This window comes from Nocardia coffeae (genome assembly GCF_019890715.1).
Taxonomy (GTDB): domain Bacteria; phylum Actinomycetota; class Actinomycetes; order Mycobacteriales; family Mycobacteriaceae; genus Nocardia; species Nocardia jiangxiensis.
Genome location: NZ_JAINZY010000004.1, coordinates 108,719 through 131,460, shown reverse-complemented (window position 1 = coordinate 131,460; position 22,742 = coordinate 108,719). Strand labels below are relative to the sequence as shown.

Here is a 22,742-nt window from a genome sequence, read left to right as displayed (position 1 = left end):
ATGCGCTCGAGCGCGTCTTCGACCGGTGAGCCCTGTCGCCCGTGCGTGTCGGTTCGCACCCCTGCCGAGTGGCCGCTAGACCAGCCACGCCGCCGTGTCCGGCGGCAGCACGGCGCCCTCGAGCGGCACGCTGGACAGCAGCACCTCGCCCGGCGGCAGCGGCGTCGCCACGGTCGAAGTATTGAGTACGCAGATCAACCCGCCCGTGCGCCGGAACGCCAGGCAGCCGACCGGACTGCCGTACCACTCCAGTCCGGTGCCGGCGAATTCCGGTCGCACACCGCGCAATTCGATCGCCATCCGGCACAGCGACACCATCGAGTCCAGTCGCTCGAGCTGCGACTCGACGGTCAGCCCGGCCCACTGCGGCGGAATCGGCAGCCAGGACCGCTCGGCGCCGGTGAATCCGAACGGCGGATGCCGGCCCTCCCACGGAATCGGCACCCGGCATCCGTCGCGGCCGCGTTCGGTGTGCCCGGACCGCTCCCACACCGGATCCTGCAGTACGTCCTCGGGCAGATCGTCGACATTGGGCAGGCCCAGTTCCGAACCGTTGTAGAGGAACACCGCACCCGGCAGCGCCAGCTCGAGCAGGAGCATCGCCCGCGCCCGGCGCAGCCCTGCGGCCCCGCCGCCGTACCTGGTCACCTCGCGCTCGATGTCGTGATTGGACAGCGTCCAGGTCGGCACAGCACCCACCGATGCCACTGACTCGATCGAATTATCCACTGCGGCACGTATTTTCGCGGCGTCGAAGGGTGTCTCGGCGAGCCGGAAGTTGAACGCGAGATGCAGTTCGTCCGGGCGCAGGTATTCGGCGAACCGCGTGTTGTCGTCCACCCACACCTCGCCGATCGACACCGCGTCCGGATATTCGTCGAGCACCTTGCGCAGGCGGCGGTGGATGTCGTGCACCCCCGGATTGTTGAACCGCGGATCGCTGTCGTCGTGCACGAGCATCCGGGTGTCCACGCGGGCCATATCGGGTAGCCCCGGCGGCTTGGCCATACCGTGCGCCACATCGATGCGGAATCCGTCGACGCCACGGTTCAGCCAGAACCGCATGGTCTGTTCGAAATCCGCGACGACCTCGGGGTTCTCCCAGTTCAGATCGGGCTGTTCGGCGGCGAAGATGTGCAGATACCACTGACCGGGCTTGCCGTCGGGCGCGGTGACGCGAGTCCAGGCGGGCCCGCCGAAGATGCTGGGCCAGTTGTTCGGCGGCTCGGCGCCGCCGGGACCGCGGCCGTCGCGGAAGATGTAGCGATCGCGTTCGGCGCTGCCGGGCGCCGCCTTCAGCGCGGCGGTGAACCACGGATGCCGGTCACTGGTGTGATTGGGCACCAGATCCATGGTGACTCGCATCCCGCGGTCGTGCGCCTCCTCGAGCACCGCGTCGAGCACTTCGACATCGCCGAAGAGCGGGTCGATATCGCGCGGATCGCTGACGTCGTACCCACCGTCGGCCATCGGCGAGCGCATCACCGGGCAGATCCACAGCGCGTCCACGCCGATGAGTTCGAGATAGCCGAGCCGGTCCAGCAGGCCGCCCAGATCGCCGACGCCGTCACCGTCGGAATCGGCGAACGAGCGCGGATAGACCTGGTAGAACACCGCCGACCGCCACCACGGCCCGTCGGGCGCATCGGACTCGACAACGGCTGATTCGTCGGAAGTATCCGGCCCGGACGAGGCCGTCGGCACAACCACGGAGGACCCCATATCCGGCCGTACCGCCGGATCTCCGGGTGATGAAGGCGTCACGACACCCAATAGTGCCAAAGGTTCCCGGCGAAGGTGCGGCAACTACACAGTGTTGGCGACATTTGGCAAATGATCAGCAGACGACGCTTGCCGTCCGGAAAAGCTCTGGGTTGCACCAGGTTTTGTGCCACTACGCTCAGAAAGTCGAGTTGACCAGCGAATTCGCCGCCATCTCCAGGTAATCCAACAGCGCGCGGCGGTGTTCGTCGTCCAGCACGTCGGTTCCGATCTCGTCGACCGCGATGCGCATACACCGCAGCCACGCATCACGTTCGATCGGGCCGATTCGAAACGGCATGTGCCGCATACGCAGTCGCGGATGCCCGCGCTCGTCGGAGTAGGTGCGCGGACCGCCCCAGTACTGTTCGAGGAACATCCGCAGACGCCGCTCGGCGGGGCCGAGATCCTGTTCCGGATACAGCGGGCGCAACACCTCGTCGGCGGCGACCTCACGATAGAACGTCGCGACCAGTTGCCGGAAGGTCTGCGCACCGCCGACCGCCTCGTAGAACGTCGCCGGATCCGTCGCCGGTCCCGCTGCTCCCGCACCCGAACGCTCAGCCATGCGCGACCGCCTCGCTCGGTCCGGTGTGCTCACGGTTGTCCGCGGCTCGTCGTTCACCGGCCACCTACTCGCTCCATTCCTCGCCTCGTGCGCGGCTGCCGGACGCAGAACGCGCCCACGCCGCATTCCGTCTCTCGCAGCCGGATGCCCCGCCGTACTCGCAGCATAGTCGGCCGGCGGGAACCGGCCGGTCGGCCACGGGACCTCGACCCACCGATCAGCCCTGCTGCTGCTCGGCACGAAAACCCGCCGTGATCGGCCAGGACAACCACCGATCACGTGCTGTTCACCCGGGCGTGCCCGACAATGTACGAAATACTCGTGCATTGGTACGAGTTCCGTGGTCAACTGGGTGGCAGTGTCTGCCCAGATACCATACGAACCGGACTACACGAATTCGGGGTCCTCATGAAGCAGCGGCACGGCGCTCGGTCCCAGGAGGCCAGAGCGCATCGACAACTCCAGCCCGCCGACGTCCACAATCGTGGGTCGGGGGCCTCTCCGCTGCACATCTTGTCCGAACATTCCCATCCCGATCGTGACCACCCCGATCGCGAACATTCCGATCACTCTCCCTGCGACACCCCGGTGATTCGCACTCTGGAGAATCCACCGCAGGCCGCATGGCGTAAGCGCCGGGTGCTGCTTCTGAACGCCACCTACGAGCCGCTGACCGCCCTGTCCGCACGTCGCGCCATCGTGCTGCTGATCTGCGACAAGGCCGACGCCGTCCATCACAATGCCGAGGGTCCGGTCGTGCATTCGGCCGGTGCGTCGATCGCGCTGCCCTCGGTGATCCGACTTCGCAACTACGTCCGCGTGCCCTATCGCGCGCGCGTTCCGATGACCCGCGCGGCCCTCATGCACCGCGACCGATATCGCTGCGCCTATTGCGGCGGCAAGGCCGAGACCATCGACCACGTGATTCCGCGCAGCCGCGGCGGCCCGCACTCGTGGGAGAACTGCGTCGCGTCCTGCGCACCCTGCAATCACCGCAAGGCCGACAAGATGCTCAGCGAACTGGGCTGGACCCTGCACCACCCGATGGTCGCCCCGAAGGGACCGCACTGGCGACTGCTCTCGACCACCGCGGACCTCGATCCGGTGTGGCTGCAATACCTCGGCGAGGGCGCCGCGTAGTCGCCCGGCGCACATTGTCCGGAGCCGACGAGCCGACCACCGGCGCTGCGGGAAATGCGTTGCGGCGGAACAGCTCAGGCGTAGTCGCTGGCGAGCATTCCCCAGGTGCCGGGTTCGAGGGCCTCGAAGACGTGCGGGCGGTCGCCGGGGTAACAGATGTAGTCGCCGGGGTGTAGTTCGGCGGGGTCGTCGGCCGGGCCGACCATGGCGCGGCCCGCGGCCAGCAGGACGTGTTCCACGATGCCGTGCAGGTGCGGGTCCGAATCGCGGGGATGTCCGGGTTCGGCGGTGATGCGGAACAGGTCGCGGCGCACATTGGGCGGGGCGGCGGCCAGCAGGGTGGCCCGGTAGCGCGACGTCGAGGACGCCACCTCCGGGCCTTCCCCCGCGCGGATCACCCGCACCTGCGGCTGCGGCGGATCCAGCAGACTCGAGAACGGGATCCCCAGCGCGGTGCACAGCGCCCACAGAGTTTCGATGCTCGGATTGCCCGAACCCGATTCCAGTTGCGAAAGTGTCGATTTCGCGATTCCGGCGCGCCGGGCCACCTCGGTGAGCGAGAGCCCGGACCGGGCGCGCTCACGGCGCAGCCCGGCCGCGATCGCCTGCTGCGGGGTCGATTCGGGAATCCTGTCCTGCTCGGTCATCGTGATTCCAGAGGGTACATGGGGTGTGCCCGAGACGACGTTGACGAAGCACGCCGCCGCGTTCACTATAGAAGCCGTGCGTTCGATACAACGAACACTGACTCGCAGTGATCTCACCGGTATCGCAGCGGTCTGCCTGGCCGTCTGCGTGATCGGCGTGTCCTACGGGGCCACGGCGATCACCTCCGGGTTGCCCGCCTGGTTGCCGATCGTACTCAGTGTGCTGGTCCTGGCCGGTGGCGCCGAATTCCTCTTCGTCGGCATCATCGCCGCAGGTGGCGGGCCGATCGCGGCGGTGCTGGCCGGACTGCTGGTCAACGCCCGGCATCTGCCGTACGGGCTGGCGCTGCCGGACGTCCTCGGCACCGGCTGGCGTCGCCTGCTCGGCACGCACGTGATGAACGACGAATCGGTCGCGATGGCGCTCGGCGAATCGGACCGGGAACGCAGTCGCGCTTCCTACTGGCTGTGCGGTCTGGGCGTGCTGCTGGCGTGGCCGCTGGGCACACTGCTCGGCGTCGGACTCGGCGCCGCGGTCCCGAATCCGGACGAGTTCGGCCTGGACGCGGTCTTTCCCGCGGTGCTGATCGCGCTGGCCCTGCCTGCCCTGCGGGATCGAGCGACACGACGCGCGGCACTCGCCGGAGCCGTGGCAGCAGCGCTGGCCGCACCATTCCTGCCCGCGGGAATTCCGGTGCTGCTGGCACTGCCCGCCGCCTTCCTCACGCTGACCGCCGGGTCGATGATCGGCAGATTGCGCACCGCACGCCATCGGACCACCGCGCCATGACCGTCGCACTGATCGCCGGAGCGGTCTGCCTCGCCGTCGGCACCTTCGGCTTCCGATTCGCCGGACCGGTCCTGCGCCGACGCCTCACCTTCCCGCCGCGGATCGCCCAGCTTCTCGAGATCGGCTCGGTCGTGCTGCTGACCGCGCTGGCGGTGACCACCCTCGTACCGGCCGACCACCGGGCCCGATTCGCACTGCCCGCGGGCGTACTGGTCGCGGCGATCCTCGCCTGGCGCAAAGCTCCGCTGGTCGTGGTCGCCCTCGCCGCCGCATCCACCACAGCACTGTTGCGCCTGGCCGGAGTCGCCTGAGCGCTCCGCGGTCAGGCTCCAGCGAGAGCGATCAGGCGGCTCCGGCATGGCCGCCAGAGACGGGGATGCCGAACTCAGCAATTTCTCAGCGGGCATATGCGAGCCTGGATGATCTGCCCGACCACGGTGCGGGCGACGAACGGCCGCACCTCGATCGAGAAATCGAGGATATGACCAGCGACACCCTGAGCTTGGATCCGGCCGGTATCGATGGATCCTGGTACGTCGACATGACCCGATTCGCCAGGGAGACCTCCTGGCTGAATACGCCGATGACCATCTACAGCGGTGTCGGAGTCGGGCTGTTCGTGGTGTTCATGGTCATCGGCTGGTGGCTCGCCCGCAAGCGCGATGTGTCGGCGATGGCCGCGGCGCTGGCGGTTCCGTTCGTCGCGATCATCGCCTACGTCGTCAACGACGCCGTCAAGCTGGTCATCTCCGAACGACGTCCCTGCTACCGCTTCCCCACCGCGTTCCTGCTGGAGAAATGCCCGGCGCCGGACGACTACTCCTTCCCCAGCAACCACACCGTCGTCGTATTCGCCATGGCGGTGGCACTGCTGGCGGTGAATCGGAGACTGGGCATCTGGGCATTCGTCGCGGCGGCGGTGATGGGCATCTCCCGGGTGTACGTGGGTGCGCACTATCCGCACGACGTCCTCGCCGGCGCCATCGTGGGCACGGTCGTCGGATACTTCGCCGCAATGCTGTTGCGCCGCTACGGCACTCCCCTGGTGAGCAAATTGTCGAACGGACCGCTGCATCCCGTGCTGAGCGCCGACGCTCCCGCGCGCCGGTAGCCCTGCGGATCAGCGAGCGAGCAGAGCGGGCCCGCGGCGGCGAGCCACCGAACCGTACCGGGCGTCCAGCCGCAGCCACGTGCGGCTGGCGCGGACCCGCACGATCTCACCGGGAGCGATCCGGCGCGCATCGGGACGGTCACCCGCGTGCGGAATGAAATCCATTGCGGTCAGCGCGAATACGACCCGCATCGGAACCTCGGCCCGCTCCCCCGCACCGGTGACGGTCAGCACGGTCTGCTCCAACAGCGAGGCGGGCGGACCGTGGCCGCTGCCGTGTTCGGCGGCCAGTTCCACTCCGCGCTCGGCCAATTCGACCAGTGAACGAGCCGGAATGTCATCGATGTGGGAGAAACCCGTCGCCGGCGGCAGGGCTGTGCGCCAGGCCGAGTCCATGGAGAATCCGAGATCGATCCGACCGTCCGACGCGGGCGCGCGCAGGCCCGAGAGCAGCACGTCACCGCCCGCGGTGACATCGTCGACGCCGAGTTCGCCGACCACCGTACGCACCGCCAGAACCTCGAAACTCGTTGCGGCCCAAGCGGAAATATAACGGTCACCGCGGCGGCGCAGCCGGATCACCGCGGCCGGGTCCAGCCGCACCGCGCGACCGACGAAGGTGCTGAGGTTCTCACGTTCGGCGGGATCGGGGACCAGTAGCGTCCCCTGTCCGGGCATCATCGCCGTGTCATCACTTCCACAGAGCCAGATAGTCGCGTTCGGCCGGGGTTATCCGGCGCAGGCGCTGAGTGTCGATATCGAACGCGGCCATCTGGGTCGTCGCGATCACCGACGCCCGCGAATCCGGCGCTGCCCCCGAGGCCCGCACCTCGTAACCGATGGTGAAATCCACCGCCCGCAACTGCTCGACCCACATCGACACGTCCAGCGGGGTGTCCTCGTGACGAAGCTGCCCCTTGTACTGCACGTGCAGATCGACCAGCACGCAGCCGGTGCGCAACCCGTCGGTGGGCTTGTCGTCGCCGAACAGCCACGGAATCCGCGCCTCCTCCAGCAACGTCACCATGCGGGCATGGTTGATGTGCTGGAACACGTCCATATCGGACCAACGCACCTCGACCTTGGTGTGGAAACGCCGGGGCAGCGCGGCATCCTCGATAGTCCCCTCGCTGTTCGGCGAATCAACACTCGTCACGCGCATACCTCCCGATCGGATGGCCGCCACTGATGCAGACGGCCGGACTTCCTGAGCACTGAGCCCGTCCGGCTCCACCGCCACACTGCGTGCGGACCGAATCGGCTATCCAGTATGCCGGTCATCGCCCACCCCGGTCGGACCGGACCGCATCAGCGGTCCGGTCGTGGTTGCCCGTCCTGCCGGTCGCCCTGGACGGGGACCGGCAGGACTGCGCTCAGCGCAGGTCGGACTGGACGCCGACGCCGCTGACCATGCTGCGGACCTGGCGCGCGGCCACCGACAGGGTGGCCAGGTCGTGGGTGCCGGATTCGAACAGTTCCGACAGGGCGGCGCGGGCGCGGCCGAGTCGGGCTTGGTTCTTCGACTCCCAGTAGGCGATCTTCTCCTCGGCGGTCTCCTCCGGATCACCGGCCGAGAGCACGTCCAGGGTGAGCGAACGCAACGAGGAGTACATGTCGTCGCGCAGCGCGAGCCGTGCCAGGGCGTGCCAGCGATCACCGCGTTCGAGGTGGCTGACCGCCTGCAGCAGCCAGTCGACCTTGAGGTGCTCGTTGAGCGCGTAGTACAGCGCGCCCACCTCGGAACCCTCGCGTTCGGTGATATCGGCGATATCGATGACGTCCAGCAGCGGGAACAGGTTGAGCAGGCCGATCACCTCGGTGGCCAGTGCCTCCGGCGCACCGCGGGCGATCAGTTTCGTCGACTGCTGCTCGAGGGTGTCGATGTGATGACCGCGCAGCCATCCGGTCACCTGCGGCGCCAACTTGCGCACCGATTCGCTGTAGCGATGAATTTCCGAACCCACCGCGATCGGCTGCGGCCGGTTGCTCAGCAACCACCGCGAGGCCCGGTCGAGCGTGCGCTTGGTCTCCAGCTCGAGATCGTCCTTGACCGCGACCGAGGTATCCGCGGCGCGGATCCGCTCCCAGATCGAGTGCAGATCGAAGATCTGGCTCGCCGCCGCGAACGCCCGCGCGGAATCACCGGCGCTCGCACCGATCTCCTCGCTCAGCCGGTGCGCATAGGTGATGCCACCCAGATCCACCATCTCGTTGACGACCATGGTGGTGACGATCTCGCTGTGCAGCCGATGCCGCTTGATCGCCGCACCGAACCGCTCGCGCAGCGGCACCGGGAAGTACTCCGGCAGCCGCGCCGAGAAGTACGGGCTGTCGGGCAGATCGGTCTCGAGCAGGTCGGCCTTGAGCGAAAGCTTCACGTGCGCCATGAGATTCGCCAGTTCGGGCGAGGTAAGACCGGTTCCGGCCTCGCCCCGGCGGTTCATCTCCGCATCCGAGGGCAGCGCCTCGAGTTCGCGGTCCAGTCCGCGACGCTCCTGCAGATCGTCGATGACACGCATGTGCACGTTCAGCATCCGCGGCGCCTCGGTGCGCGACATCCCCATCAGGAAATTCTGGGATACGTTGTCCGCCAACACCATCGAGGACACGTCGTCGGTCATCGAGGCCAGCAACGGATTGCGGTCGGCCGCGGGCAGCTCACCACTGGTCACCACACCGTCCAGCAGGACCTTGATGTTGACCTCGTGGTCCGAGCAGTCCACGCCCGCGGAGTTGTCCAGCGCATCGGTGTTCATCTTGCCGCCGTTCGCGCAGAACTCGATCCGGCCGAGCGCGGTGGCGCCGAGGTTGCCGCCCTCGCCGATCACCTTGACCCGCATGGCATTCGCGTTGACGCGGATCGCGTCGTTGGCCTTGTCGCCGACATCGGCGTTGGACTCGGTGGACGCCTTCAGATACGTGCCGATTCCGCCGTTCCACAGCAGATCCACCGGCGAGAGCAGGATGGCGCGCATCAGCTCCGGCGGCGAGAGCGAGGTGATGTTGTCGGCCAGGCCCAGCGCGGCGCGCGCCTGCGGGCTGATCGGCACCGCCTTGACCGTGCGGTCGTAGACGCCGCCACCGGCACTGATCAACGACCTGTCGTAATCCGCCCACGACGACCGCGGCAACCCGAACATCCGCTCCCGCTCCACGAACGACGACGCAGCATCCGGACTCGGATCCAAGAAAATATGCCGATGATCGAACGCGGCCACAAGGCGAATATGCCGCGACAACAGCATCCCGTTACCGAACACATCACCCGACATGTCGCCGACACCCACAACAGTGAAATCCGTTGCCTGCGTGTCGATATCCATCTCGGCGAAATGCCGCTTCACACTCTCCCAGGCACCCTTGGCCGTGATGCCCATCGCCTTGTGGTCGTACCCCGCCGAACCACCCGAGGCGAACGCATCACCCAGCCAGAACCCGTAGGACTTCGCGACCTCGTTGGCGATATCGGAGAACGTCGCGGTGCCCTTGTCCGCGGCCACCACCAGATACGTGTCGTCACCATCGCGGCGCACCACACGCTCGGGCGGAATCACCGCACCCGTCGCATGATCCACATTGTCGGTCACATCCAACAGACCCGAGATGAACGTCCGATAGCACGCGACACCCTCGGCCTGCATCGCCTGCCGATCCGCCACCGGATCACCCGACGGCGCCGGAGGATGCTTCACCACGAAGCCACCCTTGGCGCCCACCGGCACGATCACCGCATTCTTCACCGCCTGCGCCTTCACCAAACCCAAGATCTCGGTCCGGAAATCCTCCAACCGATCCGACCACCGCAACCCACCACGAGCCACCGGGCCGAACCGCAGATGCACACCCTCCACCCGCGGCGAATACACGAAAATCTCGAACTGCGGCCGCGGCCTCGGCAATTCGGCGATCTCCCGGGGCTCCACCTTGATCGACAGGTAGGACCGGGGTTCACCGTTCTCGTCGGTGCGGTAGTAGTTGGTCCGCAGCGTGGCCTTCACCAGGCTCAGGATCGCGCGCAGGATGCGGTCGGCATCCAGGCTCACCACCTCGTTGATCCGCTCGGCCACCTGCTGCTCGAGCTCGGCGGCCCGCTCCGGCGAGGCGGAATCCGGGTCGAACATCGCCGCGAACAGATCCACGAACAGCCGCGCCACATCGGGGGCTGCCAGCAGCACCCTGGCGATATTGGCCTGGCTGTACGGGAAGTCGGCCTGCTGCAGGTATCGCGAGTAGGCACGCAGGATGGAGACCGTGCGCCAGTGCAGACCAGCGCGCAGGACCAGTTCGTTCAGCGCGTCGGCCGACGCGCGGCCGTACCAGAGCGCATCGAACGCCTCGGTGAACCGCTCGCGCAGCCCACGCTCCTGGGCGGCCACCACCTCGAGCCGGTCGGATGTCTCGACGAGCTCGGCGTCCATGTTCCGGTTGAGCGCGCGACTCAGCAGATCCGGGCGGGCCTGCAGGCCGAAGTCGTAGATCCAGCACTCCCGGTCGTCCAGGAATGCCACCTGGTAGGGGCGCTCGTCGACCACCTCGACGCCCAGGCTCTGCAACAGCGGCAGGACCTGGCTCAGCGAGATGCCGCAACCGACATAGAGCGTGAAACGCCATGAGCCGGAAGCGGATCCGGGCCGCCGGTACAGGTGCTGCTCGATGCGGTCGCCACCCAGATGCTCGAGTCGCACGATATCGGCCAGCGCGCGGGCCGGATCGAAATCCGCCTTGTACGCCTCGGGCAGCGCATCGGAATACCGTTGCACGACAGCGGGATCGAGCACCGAGGAGCTGGAGACCACCTCGCGCAGATCGTCGTCCCAGGTGTGACTGGCCTGGCCGAGCAGATCCTGGATGCGCAGCCGATTCGCCTCCGAGGCATCCACCGGCGTACCCGGCTGGGCGAGCCGCACCGTGAAATACACACTGGCGAGCTCGTTCTCGGACACCCGCGCGGAGTAGTCGATGGAGACACCGCCGAGCTCACGGACCAGGATGTCCTGCATTTCGAGCCGGACCGCGGTGGTGTAGCGATCACGCGGCAGATACACCATGCAGGCCACGAAACGACCGTAGGCGTCCGAGCGCAGGAACAGCCGAACCTGCCGCCGCATACCGACATTCAGCACCGCACTCGCCGTGCGCCGCATCGTCTCCGCATCCGAGGAGAACAGTTCGGTGCGCGGGAAGGACTGGATCACCTCGAGCATGCCCTGCCCGGAGAAGGACTCCAGATCGAATCCGCTGGCCTCGATGACCGAGCGGACCCGGCGCTCGATCACCGGAATGTCCAGCACGTTCGCATGCAGGGCGGTCACCGTGAACACGCCGATGAAGACATGTTTTCCGACCAGCGCACCGGAGTCGTCGAAATCCGCGACACCGATGAAGTAGGGGTAGACCGAGCGGTGGACCGTGGCCGGCACCAGGCCCTGGGTCAGCATCAGCAGCGGGCGGTCACCGCCGTTGACCGGGACGCGGAAGTCGGTGCCCACGTCCGGGCGCAGCACACCGAGGCAACTGTCCGGCACCACAACGGATTTCGTCGCCGTCGCGGAGCGCTCGTACCGGGCGTACCCCAGGACGGTGAAGTGGCCGTCGGCCAGCCACCGCAGCAGATTCGCGCAGTCGATCAGATCCGTCGAGGAGAACGGCGCGGTGCCGTTCTTCGCCGCGCGCCGCAGCTCCCCGGCGAGGGTGTCCTGCACCGCGCGCATGGCCTGGGTGTCGCCGATGACCTGACGCACGTCGGTGAGCACGTCGGGTATCTCGTTCTCCACGCGCGCGAGCAGTTCGCGGCTGGTCGAGGGATGCAGTTGCACGTGCATCCACGACTCGCGCAGCCCGATCATCCCGTGGCCGTCCACCTCGTGCGGAGCCACGGATTCGAGCCGGCCGTCGGCGTCGCGGATCACCTCGAAGATCGGGTGGATCACCTCGCTGACGCTGACTCCGATCCGGGTCAGCGCCGCGGTGACCGACTCGACCAGCATCGGCATATCGTCGGTGACCAGCTGTACCGCGGCACCGAGTCCGGTGTTGTCGTCGGGATGGTGAACCAGGACGCGACGCTCACCCGCACGCCGCTGCATACCGAGCTCGAGGTGTCGGCGGAACACCAGACTCGAACTTCCGCTGATAGCACAGTCCACATCGCCGGCATCCACGTGGCGGAAATAGGCTTCCTCGAGCGTCGCGAGTTCGCCTCGCAGCGGCTCCGGTAACCCCGCCGCCCACGCGGCACTGGACAATTCGGACGAGACCGTCATTTTCTTCGCCAACTCCTCGGATTCGGTTCCGTAACAAAGTGACGCCGGAGTCGAGGGTAGCTGGGCGTCGCGAACACCGGAGGAAATCCTTCCCAAAGTCCGGCGACGCCCAGCCGCCGATGCGGCCCGGTTGGTCCTACCTCACGCGGGCACGACCGCACTACCAGGTGGAGCCCGACATATCTTGCGCCCGTTGCCTATTGGCCGATTCTATCCAATTGTGGCGAAACACACGTTTCGTCTGAGGGTTACCGTGCGGTAGCCGTGCCGCGGCGGGATCAGTCCCGGGTCAGCTTGCGGTGGGTGACCCGATGCGGACGGGCCGCCTCCGGGCCGAGGCGCTCGATCTTGTTGGCCTCGTAGGCCTCGAAGTTGCCCTCGAACCAGAACCAGGATGCCTCGTTGTCCGAATCACCTTCCCACGCAAGGATATGCGTGCAGGTGCGGTCCAGGAACCAGCGATCGTGGGAGATGACCACCGCGCAGCCGGGGAACTGCTCGAGCGCGTTCTCCAGCGAACTCAGCGTCTCCACGTCCAGGTCGTTGGTCGGCTCGTCGAGCAGGATCAGGTTGCCGCCCTGCTTGAGGGTCAGGGCGAGGTTGAGGCGGTTGCGCTCACCACCGGAGAGCACCCCGGCCGGCTTCTGCTGATCCGGGCCCTTGAACCCGAACGCGCTGACGTAGGCGCGCGAGGGCATCTCCTGGTTGCCGACCTCGATGAAGTCCAGCCCCTCCGAGACGACCTGCCACACATTCTTCTTCGGGTCGATACCGGCGCGGTTCTGGTCGACGTAGCTGAGCTTGACCGTCTCGCCGACCTTCACCTCGCCGCTGTCCGGCGACTCGAGTCCGACGATGGTCTTGAACAACGTGGTCTTACCGACACCGTTCGGGCCGATGACACCGACGATTCCGTTGCGCGGCAACGTGAACGACAGATCCTTGATCAGCTGGCGGTCGCCGAAGCCCTTGTCCAGGTGCTCGACCTCGACCACGACACTGCCCAGGCGCGGCCCCGCAGGAATCTGGATCTCCTCGAAATCCAACTTGCGGTGCTTCTCGGCCTCCGCGGCCATCTCCTCGTACCGGCCCAGACGAGCCTTGTTCTTGGCCTGCCGTGCCTTGGCGCCGGACCGGACCCAGGCCAGCTCCTCCTTGAGGCGCTTCTGCAGCTTCTGGTCCTTCTTGCCCTGGACCTCGAGCCGCTGTGCCTTCTTCTCCAGGTAGGTGGAGTAGTTTCCCTCGTACGGGTAGGCGCGGCCGCGGTCGAGCTCGAGGATCCACTCGGCGACGTTGTCCAGGAAGTACCGGTCGTGGGTGACGGCCAGGACGGCACCGGCGTAACTGGCCAGGTGCTGCTCGAGCCACAGCACGCTCTCGGCGTCGAGGTGGTTGGTCGGCTCGTCCAGCAGCAGCAGATCCGGCTTGCTCAGCAGCAGTTTGCACAGCGCGACACGACGACGCTCACCACCGGAGAGGTTGGTGACCGGCTCGTCCGGCGGCGGGCAGCGCAGCGCGTCCATGGCCTGCTCGAGCTGGGAGTCGATATCCCACGCGTCGGCGTGGTCCAGGTACTCCTGGAGCTTGCCCATCTCGTCCATGAGCTCGTCGGAGTAGTCGGTCGCCATCAGCTCGGCGATCTCGTTGAAGCGGTCCAGCTTGACCTTGACCTCGCCGAGGCCCTCCTCGACGTTGCCGCGGACGGTCTTTTCCTCGTTCAGCGGGGGTTCCTGCTGCAGGATGCCGACGGTCGCGCCGGGCGCCAGGAACGCATCACCGTTGTTGGGCTGATCCAGTCCGGCCATGATCTTCAGCACGCTCGACTTACCGGCGCCGTTCGGCCCGACGACACCGATCTTGGCGCCGGGAAGGAAGTTCAGGGTCACATCGTCCAGGACGACCTTGTCGCCGTGTGCCTTACGAACTTTCCTCATCTGGTAAATGAACTCAGCCATATCCCTCACCCTAGTGGTTTCGAACGGATCAACCGCACCCGGCCAGCGAATCCGCCCAGCTAGGCAACGGGTTTTGTCCCGGTTCCGGAAGCCGTGCCGATCACGGCATCGATGGCAGCGCGGAGCGATCGTATCGCTCGCGCCCGAACGGCCTCACCCGCGCCCGGAGGCGTCCGCGTCGAGGGCTGCCACGAGCGACTCGGCGGACTCCGGCGACGGTCTGCCGGGCTCGTGCGCAGACGGGGCGACCACGGCATCGGAGAACACCGGACCAGCCGGTTTGCCGTGACTGCCGCGACGCAGAACGCTGGCCGTACAGCGGCCCAGATCCGGACCGAGCGCGCTGGCCCGCAGTTCGAGATCCTGCCGGGAATGCCCCTCCCTGGTGCGATATTCACTCGAACGCAGCTGCCCGTAGACCAGGATCGGATCACCCACGCTCAGCGAGGCGCCGACCCCCTCGACCAATCGGCGCCAGCAATTCACCGTGACGTACACGGTTCCGTTGTCGACCCAGTCCCCACTGCCGCGATCGAGTCGGCGGGCGGTGCTGGCCATCCGGAAGGTCACCAGTTGCTGACCATTGGGCAGGCTGCGCCGCACCGGATGGGTGACCACATTGCCGACCAGTGCCGTATATGCCTCGTACATGACTCCACCCCTTGACATTTCGACGTTGGCATCAAGCCTCGCCGATCATCGAGGGGCACACCAGAGCGATTCCCTATTTGGGGATAACTTTCGCCTTGTGAGCAGATGGTGTTCCGGATTTATCCGGCCACCGCGCTAGAACGTGGTCAGATCGGCATTGGCCCCGGACAGCACGACGACCGGCCGTTCTCCCGGCTCCGGCACATACGCCCCGCTCTGGATCGCGGCCAGTGCGGTCGCCCCCGCCGGCTCGACGACGACCCGGAACTCACGCCACAGATACTCGCGCGCCATCGAGATCGCGTCGTCGCTCACCAGGACCGAGCCGACGGCGTAGCGCTGCGCGATCTCCATCGCCAGATCGCCGATCCTGGTCGCGCCCAACGCATCCGCCGCGATGCTGTTGATGTGCACGTCCACCGGGCGGCCGGCGGCGAGGGCGGCGTGCAGGGTCGGCGCGCCCGCGGGTTCGACCCCGATCACCCGGCCGCGCAGCCCCAGCGCGGCCGCGATTCCGGCCGCCAGCGCGCCACCGCCCACCGGCACCAGAACGGGCGGGCGGGCCCGCACCTGACGTTCGATCTCCAGCCCGATCGTGCCCGCACCGGCGACCACCTCGGGCAGGCCGTACGCGTGCAACTGCAGTGCCCCGCGTTCGACCGCGAGTTCCTCGGCGTACCGGGTCGCCTCGACGTAAGTCGTTCCGTGCCAGAGCACTTCGGCGCCGTAGGCCCAGATGGCGGCGACCTTGGTGTGCGGCGCGGATTCGGGCACCACCACCGTGCACGAACGCCCCAGGATCGCGCAGGCCAGCGCGGCCGCGATACCGGCGTTGCCGCCGGAGGCGACGACCACCGGCCGCTCGTCGTTCCCGGAGGCGAGCAGCGTGTTGAGACTGCCACGCACCTTGAAGGTGCCGCCGTGCTGGAGATATTCGAATTTCAGGCTCACCGCGACCGGCCCGTGCGGACCGGCGACCTCGGTATGGCAGACCGGCGTCACGCGGATGTGGCGACCCAGTCGTCGACGAGCGGCACGCACGTCGGAGCGGTACAGCCGTGGCACTCGCCCCACTCTGGTCACCGCTGTTCCCGGTCGTGCCGGGCCAATTCGGCGAACATGGCGTTGTGCGCGGCGAGGTCGGCGTCGTGATCGCGGTCCGCCGCGCGATCGATGCGTTTGGCCTCGCGCGAATCGCTGCGCGACCACTGGATCAGCAGCGCCAGCATGACCACGACCAGCGGCAACTCACCGCTGGCCCAGGCCAGGCTGCCACCGGTGTGCTGGTCACCGAGCAGATCCTGATTCCAGCTCAGCCCCAGCGAGCGATAGAACCAGCCGCCCATCACCGTGGTCATACTCATCAGCGCAACGCCGAAGAAGGCGTGGAAGGGCAGCGAGCCGAAGACCATGCCGACCTTCGTCAGCGGCTGCACCTGCCGCGGTTTGGGGTCGATGCCCAGCACCACCCAGTAGAACAGGTAGCCCGAGACCAGGAAGTGCAGATTCATCGCCAGATGCGCACCGTGCTCGTCGAGGACGGCGTTGAAGATTCCACCGAGATACAGCGCGTAGAACCCGGAGATGAAGAACACCGCGGCGACGACGGGATTGGTCATGAACCGCGAAACCGGATTGTGTACCGCGGCCAGAATCCATTCCCGCGGTCCGGGGGGCGCGTCGCGACCGGCCGCGGGCAGCACCCGCAACGCCAGCAGCACCGGACCGCCCAGCGCGAACAGGATCGGCGCGAGCATCGACAACATCATGTGCTGTGCCATGTGCACGCTGAACATGGCCGGTGCGTATCGGCCGACGCCGGAGCTGGTGGCAATCAACAGGATCGCGCATCCGGCCATCCAGGAGATGGTGCGCCCGACCGGCCAGGCGTCACCGCGTGCGCGCAGGCGGCGCACGCCGATCAGATACAGCACGGCCAGCACGATCGACAACGTCCCGAAGATCAGGTCGAATCGCCAGTCGAACAGGAGCCGTGCAATCGTCGGTGGTCCGGGCAGGTCGTAGCCGATCTCCACCTCGACCGGTGAGGGCACCGTCTTCAGATCGGGTGGCGGGGTCCGGCCCAGCCCGACCGCGAGCCCGATCGTGGCGGCGAAGACCAGTGCCTCCACACCGGCGAACCGGATGAGCGCGCCCCGATCCCCCGGGTCGGCGGCCAGTGCGGGAATCGCCTTGCGCCGTTGCAGGAATCCGATCAGGCCCAGGGCGCACAGCGCAACCGTCTTGGCGACCACGAGTTGCCCGTAGGTCGTGGTGAACACATCGCTCAACGGCACCCGCACCCAGGCGTTGATCACACCGCTGATCGCGACGACGCCGAACGCGCAGGTCGCGACCGCCGAGAACCGCCGGGTGGCCAGATCGGTGTGCGCACCGCCGCGCAACGCGTGCGCGAGGACGGCGAACAACCCGCCCGTCCACACCGTCACTCCGACCAGATGCAGGATCAGGCTGTTGGTGGCGAGGTCGTGCGCACCGCCCGAGGAGGAATGCCCGGTCAGCGTGATCGGCAGCAGACAGCCCAGCGACAGGGCGAACAGTGGCGGCGTCCAGCCCCAGCGCAACGCGAGCCGACAGGCGACCGCCAGGACGAAGGCCATGATCGCCGTCGTCCGCCACGCTCCGGCGACCTCGACCTGACCGATCGCATGCCACACCTGTTCCGGCCGCAGCGTCCGGAGTACCGGTTGCCCGGTGGTGTCCGACAGCGTCAACGGCACCAGCAGCGCCGCCGTGCCCGCCCACACCAGCGCGCAGATCCCGGCACGGCGCAACGCGCGATATCCGGCCACGTCGAGCAGGCCGTTGTGCTGCGGCGGGGTGAAGAACGCCGCGAACAGCAGCGATCCGATCGTCAACGCCCCGGACAGATCCGCGATAGCCCGCACCGCCGGAAGCCCGTAGGTGGTCAGCGGACCGGGATCGGGAATCCCCAACAGGGTCAGCGCCTGCGCCGCGGACAGCCCGACGATCAGTGGCGCGACGAATGCCGCGACCGCGACCGCCATCGTGGTGAGCGCGGAGAACGTCGACGCGGACTCCGACCGAGGGGCCTGACTGTCAGGTTCGGTGGACGTGTCCTGCGGTGACGACATGCATCGAGCGTAATGCGGTCCGCACCGCACAGCGGCCCCGCCCCAGGCGTCGACGCACCCGCTGTGACCCTGCCGACACGCCCGCGAGTTGCTCTGTCAACTCACTGTGCCGAGAGTCCGAACATCTCCCGATACGAGGTGATCCTGAGATCGGCTCCTTTAAGCCGTGCGGTGGCCTCGGCGCCGAGCACTCCCGCCTCCGGTGAATAGGACGCACCCCCGCCGGGTCCGAGCGGCAAAGCTATCGCGTCGGGTCCGGGTCGATGTTCGCGCAACTCCCCAACGCCGCCGATCAGCGCCCGGATATTCGCCGCGACCACTTCCGCGTGCAGGCCCGCGGCCTTGGCGGTCTTCCCCTCGGCTGTGGCCACCAGGTCGCCGACGGCGAATACCCGGTCCTGGCCGCGCAATCGAAGTTCGGGAGTGACCTCCAGATACCCGTCGGCCCGCCGGGCTTCGGACAGTTCTGCCGCCAGATAATCGGATACCGGCCGCACGCCGAAGCAGCGGAACCAGATATCGGCCTCGATCGTGCGGCCCGACCGGGTGACCGCGGTGAAGCTCGCGAGTTGTCCGGCACGCGAGGGCGGATCGGCGTGCAGCCCCGTGCCCAGGATCAATTCGACGCCGAGTTCGGTGAGTTGCCGTCGCAATTCGGCGCGAAGGTCGGGATGGAAACCACCGCCGAGGATGTCCGGCGCCGGGTCGAGAATCGTCACCGATCTGCCCGGCCAGGCCGCGGTGATCTCACCGGCCAACTCCAGGCCGACCGCCCCCGCACCGAGCAGCAGGACTCGCTCGGCCGCCGCCAGCTCCGCGCGCGCGGCGTGGAATCGCGCCTTCGCGTCCGCGCTGTCCTCGTCGTCGGTCTTGGCCGGGAACGGATAGGCCGAGCCGGTCGCGAGCACCACGAAATCGGCGTCGATCCGCTCGCCGGAACCGAGTTCGATCTTCGCCGCGTCGACCCGCACTGCGCGCTCGCGCAGGACTCGCCCGCGACGCAACAGCTTGTCGTAGGGAAAGAACAGCCGGTCGGTCCACGCCGGGTCGGTCAGTCCGCGCAGTGCGGCCACGTTGTAGACGAAGGCATCACGCGGTTCGACGATGGTCACATCCGCGATGTCATCCAATGCCTTCGCAACCGCTGTACCGCCGAATCCACCGCCGATGACAACCACGTCAACCATGAACCCTCCAAGTTCGTACAACATACTGTTGGTTGTACGAACTAATTTAGTTCGTACAACCAACAACATGCAAGCGGCAGTAAAATAGCGGCGACCGGTCCTCAGGAGGTTTCGTGACCACAACCGTCGAACAACTGCCCCTCGCCGAGGCCCTCGTGCGGCTGTCGCATCGGGTGCAGCAGGTGTTCGCCGAGGTCAGCCGCAGACACGACCTGACACCCCAGCAGGCTCAGCTGCTGTGCCGACTCGCGGCCGGACCGGTCGGCATGTCCGATCTGACGCGCTGGCTCGCACTGGAGAAGTCGAGCCTGACCGGCCTGGTCGATCGCGCTCAGCGGCGAGGTCTGGTCGTGCGCATCCCCCACGAGACGGACCGCCGCGCATTCCAGATCGCCCTGACCGATGCCGGAGCCGCCCGCGCCGAAGCCACCCACCGAGCCGTCATCGCCCAACTGGACGCTCTGCTGACGACCGTCTCCCCCGCCCACCGCGAACAGCTCTCGGCCCTGATCACCGACTCGATCCTGGATACTCCCCGCTGACATGCCCGCGAGTTGCTCTCCGGAAACCAGGGCGAACCTGGACGGTCGCTATACTCGCCTCACTGGACAGCACGCCTCCGACGCGGCATGGTGTTTGGTGCCGCACTGCCTCCGTAGCTCAGTTGGATAGAGCAAGGGCCTTCTAATCCCTAGGTCGCAGGTTCGATTCCTGCCGGGGGCGCTCAGCGCTCTGACCAGCGCCAATACCGCTGGCTCCAGAAATACCCGGCCCGCGCAACGCTCAAACACCTGGGAACTATTCCAGAATCCGCGGACTGGAAGAGATCGGGAACGGCCACCGTGCCGCCACCCGCGCACACCTTCCCGACTTCTCCGGGCGCGTCCGGGCAGGGCCCTCGATACCCGAGAGTTGTTGCAGCTCAGCCGGTGTCCGTCGAACGCGGGTCGGTGAAGGCGCCGGCTCGTGCGGCGAATGCGGCGGTGGTGGCTGCGCGGTCGGGTAGCTGCGGGTCGAGTGGGGTGCGCAGCAGCACCAAGTGGTGGTAGAGCGGTGCGGTCGCGGCGACGAGCAGGGCGCGGGCGTCGGTGTGAGCCGGGAGTTCGCCGCGGTGGATCGCACGCTGGATGATGATTTCGGACTGGGTGTAGCGGTCCTCCCACAGTCGGCGCAGGGCCTGGGCCGCTTCGACGGAGCGGAAAGACACCGCGATCAGGGCGGTCGCGATCGACGGTTCCTCGGTCAGCGAATCCTGGATCTCCTGGTTGAGCGCGGCCAGATCGCCACGCAGGGAGCCGGTGTCGCGGGGCTGCCAGTCCAGGTCGCCGGCCGCGGCGAACAGATCACTGATCATGCCGCCGACGTCACGCCAGCGGCGATACACCGTGGTGCGGTGCACTCCCGCACGGGCGGCGACCGCGTCGATGGTGAGCGTGTCGTAACCGTGCTCGGTCAATTCCGCGCGAACCGCGTCGAGGACCTGGGTGCGGATGCGGGCGGTTCGGCCGCCCGGTCGTGGCTGCGGCAGGGGGCGCGGAGACTCGCGCGGGAGCAGCGGGGAGCTCATCGTCGGTAATCCGGTTGCTCGATGGGACGTGATGCGACAACATCCTAATGCAACATTCGTCGCACTAGTGCGGGTGTTCCCCGCTCCTCGAAAGGGTTCCCGATGCCCGATACGTCTGCGCCCGCGGATCCGACCGTGCTGCACCCGATGCCCGGCCAGCCCCGGGTGGTGCTGCTGAAACCGCTGATCACCTCGGCTCTGATCGAGGTCGGCGAGTTCACTTACTACGACGACCCCGACGACGCGACCGCGTTCGAAACCCGCAACGTGCTGTACCACTACGGGCCGGAGAAGTTGATCATCGGGAAGTTCTGCGCTCTGGCGACCGGAATCGAGTTCGTCATGAACGGCGCGAACCATCGGATGGACGGCCCCTCGACCTTCCCCTTCCCCACCATGGGCGGCTCCTGGTCACAGCATTTCGACCTGCTCACCGACCTGCCCAACCGAGGCGACACTGTCGTCGGCAACGATGTCTGGTTCGGCCGCGGCAGCACGGTGCTGCCCGGCGTGCGGATCGGCCACGGCGCCATCATCGCCGCCGGTGCGGTGGTCACCGGTGACGTGCCCGACTACGGCATCGTCGGCGGCAATCCGGCCCGCCTGATCCGAACCCGGTTCGACGAGGAGAGCATCGCCCGGCTGCTGACGGTGGCGTGGTGGGACTGGCCGATCGAACACATCACCGAGCATGTCCGCACGATCATGTCCGGCAGCGTCGCCGACCTGGAAGCCGCTGTCCCCGTTCACGAATGCCATTCGCCGCAACCCGGAAACGAGTGATACTCCGTGCCTGGTCGCACTGCCCACCTCGCGATGATCGGCATCCCGATCCTCAGCCACATCCTGCCCAGCCTCGAGATCATCCGTGAGCTGGTGTCCCGCGGCCACCGCGTGACCTACGCCAACGACCCGGCCGTCGCCGGCCTGATCACGGCCACCGGCGCCGAATTCGTTCCCTGCGCCTCGCTGCTGCCGGTCGCCGACGACAACTGGCCCGATGATCCCATCGACATCCAGAATCTGTTCCTGGACAACGCAGTTCAGGCACTACCGCAGTTGCGTGATACCTATGGGCGGGACCGCGCCGAGCTCTATCTGTACGACATCGGCGCCTACGCCGCACGCGCCCTCGCCGAGGCCCAGGGCCGCCCGCTCCTGCAACTGTCCCCGACGTTCGTGGCGTGGCAGGGCTTCGACCAGGACGTCGCGGCGGCCCTGCGGCAACTTCCCGGAGCCGAGGCATGCCGGACCAGGTTCGCGCGGTGGCTCGTCGACTGCGACGCGTCGACCCTCGACGTCGAAGCCTTCTCCGGCCCGCCGAGCCGGGCACTGGCATTGATCCCCCGGGCGATGCAACCGCACGCCGATCGGGTCGACACCGACACGGTGACATTCGTCGGCCCGTGCTTCGACCTGCGTCCGGAAGCCGAGAGCTGGACTCGCCCCGCCGATGCGGAGAACGTCTTGTTGATCTCGCTGGGCTCGGCGTACACGCGCCAACCGGAGTTCTACCGCCGATGCCTGGCGGCGTTCGGTGACCTGCCCGGCTGGCACGTCATCCTTTCGATCGGAAAGCACACCGACGCAACGGAACTCGGGGATATCCCGCACAACGCCGAAGTACATTCCTGGGTGCCCCAGCGGGCGATTCTGGAACGGGCGGACGCCTTCGTCACCCACGCCGGTATGGGCGGCTGCGGTGAAGGACTGCTGGCGGGGGTGCCGATGATCGCCGTGCCCCAGGCTGCCGAACAGTTCGTCAACGCCGACCGGCTCGTCGAGCTGGGGGTGGCGCGCCGCATCGACACCCAGGACGCCACCGCCGAGAACCTGCGGGCGGCCCTGCACGACCTGGTCCACGACGCCGAGGTCGCCGCTCGCTCGGCGCGCCTGCGCGCCGAGGCTCGCGCCGAGGGCGGCACCCGGCGAGCCGCCGACCTGATCGAGAACATGCTGAACCGAGCCCTGTCCACGCACTGACCC

19 protein-coding genes and 1 tRNA gene are annotated in these 22,742 nt (G+C 67.4%); 8 read left to right on the top strand and 12 right to left on the bottom strand.

Annotated features, from left to right (window positions below):
- Positions 1-75 precede the first annotated feature (75 nt).
- Together K7711_RS17430 and K7711_RS17425 are read right to left on the bottom strand one after the other, a co-directional pair.
- Positions 76-1,722 (bottom strand): glycoside hydrolase family 13 protein, encoded by a 1,647-nt coding sequence (locus K7711_RS17430; RefSeq protein ID WP_222970869.1) that lies wholly within the window; start codon positions 1,720-1,722, stop codon positions 76-78.
- 178 nt (positions 1,723-1,900) lie between these two features.
- Positions 1,901-2,329, bottom strand: a complete 429-nt coding sequence (locus K7711_RS17425) for a globin (RefSeq protein WP_222970489.1) — start codon at positions 2,327-2,329, stop codon at positions 1,901-1,903.
- 408 nt (positions 2,330-2,737) lie between these two features.
- Between K7711_RS17425 and K7711_RS17420 the strand changes: the two genes are divergently transcribed.
- On the top strand, positions 2,738-3,469 hold the full coding sequence (locus K7711_RS17420; RefSeq protein ID WP_222970488.1) for an HNH endonuclease: 732 nt from the start codon (positions 2,738-2,740) through the stop codon (positions 3,467-3,469).
- Between the two features lie 74 nt (positions 3,470-3,543).
- Here K7711_RS17420 and K7711_RS17415 read toward each other — a convergent pair whose 3' ends face one another.
- Positions 3,544-4,116, bottom strand: coding sequence for a helix-turn-helix domain-containing protein (locus tag K7711_RS17415; RefSeq protein ID WP_222970487.1), 573 nt, complete (start codon positions 4,114-4,116; stop codon positions 3,544-3,546).
- Positions 4,117-4,192: 76 nt separating this feature from the next.
- Between K7711_RS17415 and K7711_RS17410 the strand changes: the two genes are divergently transcribed.
- From K7711_RS17410 to K7711_RS17400, 3 genes are all read left to right on the top strand, one after another.
- On the top strand, positions 4,193-4,906 hold the full coding sequence (locus K7711_RS17410) for an AzlC family ABC transporter permease (protein ID WP_222970868.1): 714 nt from the start codon (positions 4,193-4,195) through the stop codon (positions 4,904-4,906).
- Positions 4,903-5,217 (top strand): AzlD domain-containing protein, encoded by a 315-nt coding sequence (locus K7711_RS17405; protein ID WP_222970486.1) that lies wholly within the window; start codon positions 4,903-4,905, stop codon positions 5,215-5,217. The genes K7711_RS17410 and K7711_RS17405 overlap by 4 nt, the downstream gene beginning before the upstream one ends.
- Positions 5,218-5,387: 170 nt before the next feature.
- Positions 5,388-6,017 carry a phosphatase PAP2 family protein gene (locus K7711_RS17400; RefSeq protein ID WP_222970485.1) on the top strand — a complete coding sequence of 210 codons (630 nt, stop codon included), beginning with the start codon at positions 5,388-5,390 and terminating at the stop codon, positions 6,015-6,017.
- 9 nt (positions 6,018-6,026) lie between these two features.
- On the opposite strand, the gene K7711_RS17395 is transcribed toward K7711_RS17400, so the two are convergent.
- The 8 genes from K7711_RS17395 to K7711_RS17360 all read right to left on the bottom strand — a co-directional run bounded on the left by K7711_RS17395 (position 6,027) and on the right by K7711_RS17360 (position 19,189).
- The gene (locus K7711_RS17395) at positions 6,027-6,695 is read right to left on the bottom strand and encodes a DUF8185 domain-containing protein (protein WP_372460162.1); all 669 of its coding nucleotides are present in this window, start codon (positions 6,693-6,695) and stop codon (positions 6,027-6,029) included.
- Between the two features lie 13 nt (positions 6,696-6,708).
- Positions 6,709-7,173: an acyl-CoA thioesterase gene (locus K7711_RS17390; RefSeq protein ID WP_372460149.1), complete on the bottom strand. Its 465-nt coding sequence runs from the start codon at positions 7,171-7,173 to the stop codon at positions 6,709-6,711.
- Between the two features lie 217 nt (positions 7,174-7,390).
- Complete coding sequence (locus K7711_RS17385; protein ID WP_222970482.1) at positions 7,391-12,280, bottom strand: NAD-glutamate dehydrogenase; 4,890 nt, start codon at positions 12,278-12,280, stop codon at positions 7,391-7,393.
- Positions 12,281-12,558: 278 nt separating this feature from the next.
- Complete coding sequence (ettA, locus tag K7711_RS17380) at positions 12,559-14,235, bottom strand: energy-dependent translational throttle protein EttA (RefSeq protein WP_222970481.1); 1,677 nt, start codon at positions 14,233-14,235, stop codon at positions 12,559-12,561.
- A gap of 153 nt (positions 14,236-14,388) precedes the next feature.
- Positions 14,389-14,886, bottom strand: a complete 498-nt coding sequence (gene ssb / locus K7711_RS17375) for a single-stranded DNA-binding protein (protein ID WP_222970480.1) — start codon at positions 14,884-14,886, stop codon at positions 14,389-14,391.
- Between the two features lie 135 nt (positions 14,887-15,021).
- Positions 15,022-15,969, bottom strand: coding sequence for a threonine/serine dehydratase (locus K7711_RS17370; RefSeq protein WP_308014797.1), 948 nt, complete (start codon positions 15,967-15,969; stop codon positions 15,022-15,024).
- Positions 15,966-18,002: a bifunctional copper resistance protein CopD/cytochrome c oxidase assembly protein gene (locus tag K7711_RS17365; protein ID WP_222970479.1), complete on the bottom strand. Its 2,037-nt coding sequence runs from the start codon at positions 18,000-18,002 to the stop codon at positions 15,966-15,968. The genes K7711_RS17370 and K7711_RS17365 overlap by 4 nt, the downstream gene beginning before the upstream one ends.
- A gap of 101 nt (positions 18,003-18,103) precedes the next feature.
- Entirely contained in the window at positions 18,104-19,189 is a 1,086-nt protein-coding gene (locus K7711_RS17360; RefSeq protein WP_222970478.1) for an FAD-dependent oxidoreductase, read from the bottom strand.
- Between the two features lie 113 nt (positions 19,190-19,302).
- Between K7711_RS17360 and K7711_RS47635 the strand changes: the two genes are divergently transcribed.
- Both K7711_RS47635 and K7711_RS17350 read left to right on the top strand, forming a co-directional pair.
- The gene (locus K7711_RS47635) at positions 19,303-19,731 is read left to right on the top strand and encodes a MarR family winged helix-turn-helix transcriptional regulator (protein ID WP_222970477.1); all 429 of its coding nucleotides are present in this window, start codon (positions 19,303-19,305) and stop codon (positions 19,729-19,731) included.
- A gap of 107 nt (positions 19,732-19,838) precedes the next feature.
- Positions 19,839-19,912: transfer RNA gene (locus K7711_RS17350), tRNA-Arg, on the top strand.
- Between the two features lie 199 nt (positions 19,913-20,111).
- Here the strand turns inward: K7711_RS17350 and K7711_RS17345 are convergent.
- Complete coding sequence (locus K7711_RS17345; protein WP_222970476.1) at positions 20,112-20,756, bottom strand: TetR/AcrR family transcriptional regulator; 645 nt, start codon at positions 20,754-20,756, stop codon at positions 20,112-20,114.
- Between the two features lie 102 nt (positions 20,757-20,858).
- Here K7711_RS17345 and K7711_RS17340 point away from each other — a divergent pair, with 102 nt between their 5' ends.
- On the top strand, positions 20,859-21,539 hold the full coding sequence (locus K7711_RS17340) for a CatB-related O-acetyltransferase (RefSeq protein WP_222970475.1): 681 nt from the start codon (positions 20,859-20,861) through the stop codon (positions 21,537-21,539).
- A gap of 33 nt (positions 21,540-21,572) precedes the next feature.
- Positions 21,573-22,739, top strand: a complete 1,167-nt coding sequence (locus tag K7711_RS17335; RefSeq protein WP_222970866.1) for a macrolide family glycosyltransferase — start codon at positions 21,573-21,575, stop codon at positions 22,737-22,739.
- Positions 22,740-22,742 lie beyond the last annotated feature (3 nt).

Bases quoted from the DNA above. Each gene is read 5' to 3' on its own strand.
- K7711_RS17385 (WP_222970482.1), bottom strand. From the start codon at position 12,280: ATGACGGTCTCGTCCGAATTGTCCAGTGCCGCGTGGGCGGCGGGGTTA.
- K7711_RS17420 (WP_222970488.1), top strand. From the start codon at position 2,738: ATGAAGCAGCGGCACGGCGCTCGGTCCCAGGAGGCCAGAGCGCATCGA.
- K7711_RS17415 (WP_222970487.1), bottom strand. From the start codon at position 4,116: ATGACCGAGCAGGACAGGATTCCCGAATCGACCCCGCAGCAGGCGATC.
- K7711_RS17345 (WP_222970476.1), bottom strand. From the start codon at position 20,756: ATGAGCTCCCCGCTGCTCCCGCGCGAGTCTCCGCGCCCCCTGCCGCAG.
- K7711_RS17405 (WP_222970486.1), top strand. From the start codon at position 4,903: ATGACCGTCGCACTGATCGCCGGAGCGGTCTGCCTCGCCGTCGGCACC.
- K7711_RS17400 (WP_222970485.1), top strand. From the start codon at position 5,388: ATGACCAGCGACACCCTGAGCTTGGATCCGGCCGGTATCGATGGATCC.
- K7711_RS17425 (WP_222970489.1), bottom strand. From the start codon at position 2,329: ATGGCTGAGCGTTCGGGTGCGGGAGCAGCGGGACCGGCGACGGATCCG.
- K7711_RS17335 (WP_222970866.1), top strand. From the start codon at position 21,573: ATGATCGGCATCCCGATCCTCAGCCACATCCTGCCCAGCCTCGAGATC.
- ettA (WP_222970481.1), bottom strand. From the start codon at position 14,235: ATGGCTGAGTTCATTTACCAGATGAGGAAAGTTCGTAAGGCACACGGC.
- K7711_RS17340 (WP_222970475.1), top strand. From the start codon at position 20,859: ATGCCCGATACGTCTGCGCCCGCGGATCCGACCGTGCTGCACCCGATG.
- K7711_RS17430 (WP_222970869.1), bottom strand. From the start codon at position 1,722: ATGGGGTCCTCCGTGGTTGTGCCGACGGCCTCGTCCGGGCCGGATACT.
- K7711_RS17395 (WP_372460162.1), bottom strand. From the start codon at position 6,695: ATGCCCGGACAGGGGACGCTACTGGTCCCCGATCCCGCCGAACGTGAG.
- K7711_RS17365 (WP_222970479.1), bottom strand. From the start codon at position 18,002: ATGTCGTCACCGCAGGACACGTCCACCGAACCTGACAGTCAGGCCCCT.
- K7711_RS17360 (WP_222970478.1), bottom strand. From the start codon at position 19,189: ATGGTTGACGTGGTTGTCATCGGCGGTGGATTCGGCGGTACAGCGGTT.
- ssb (WP_222970480.1), bottom strand. From the start codon at position 14,886: ATGTACGAGGCATATACGGCACTGGTCGGCAATGTGGTCACCCATCCG.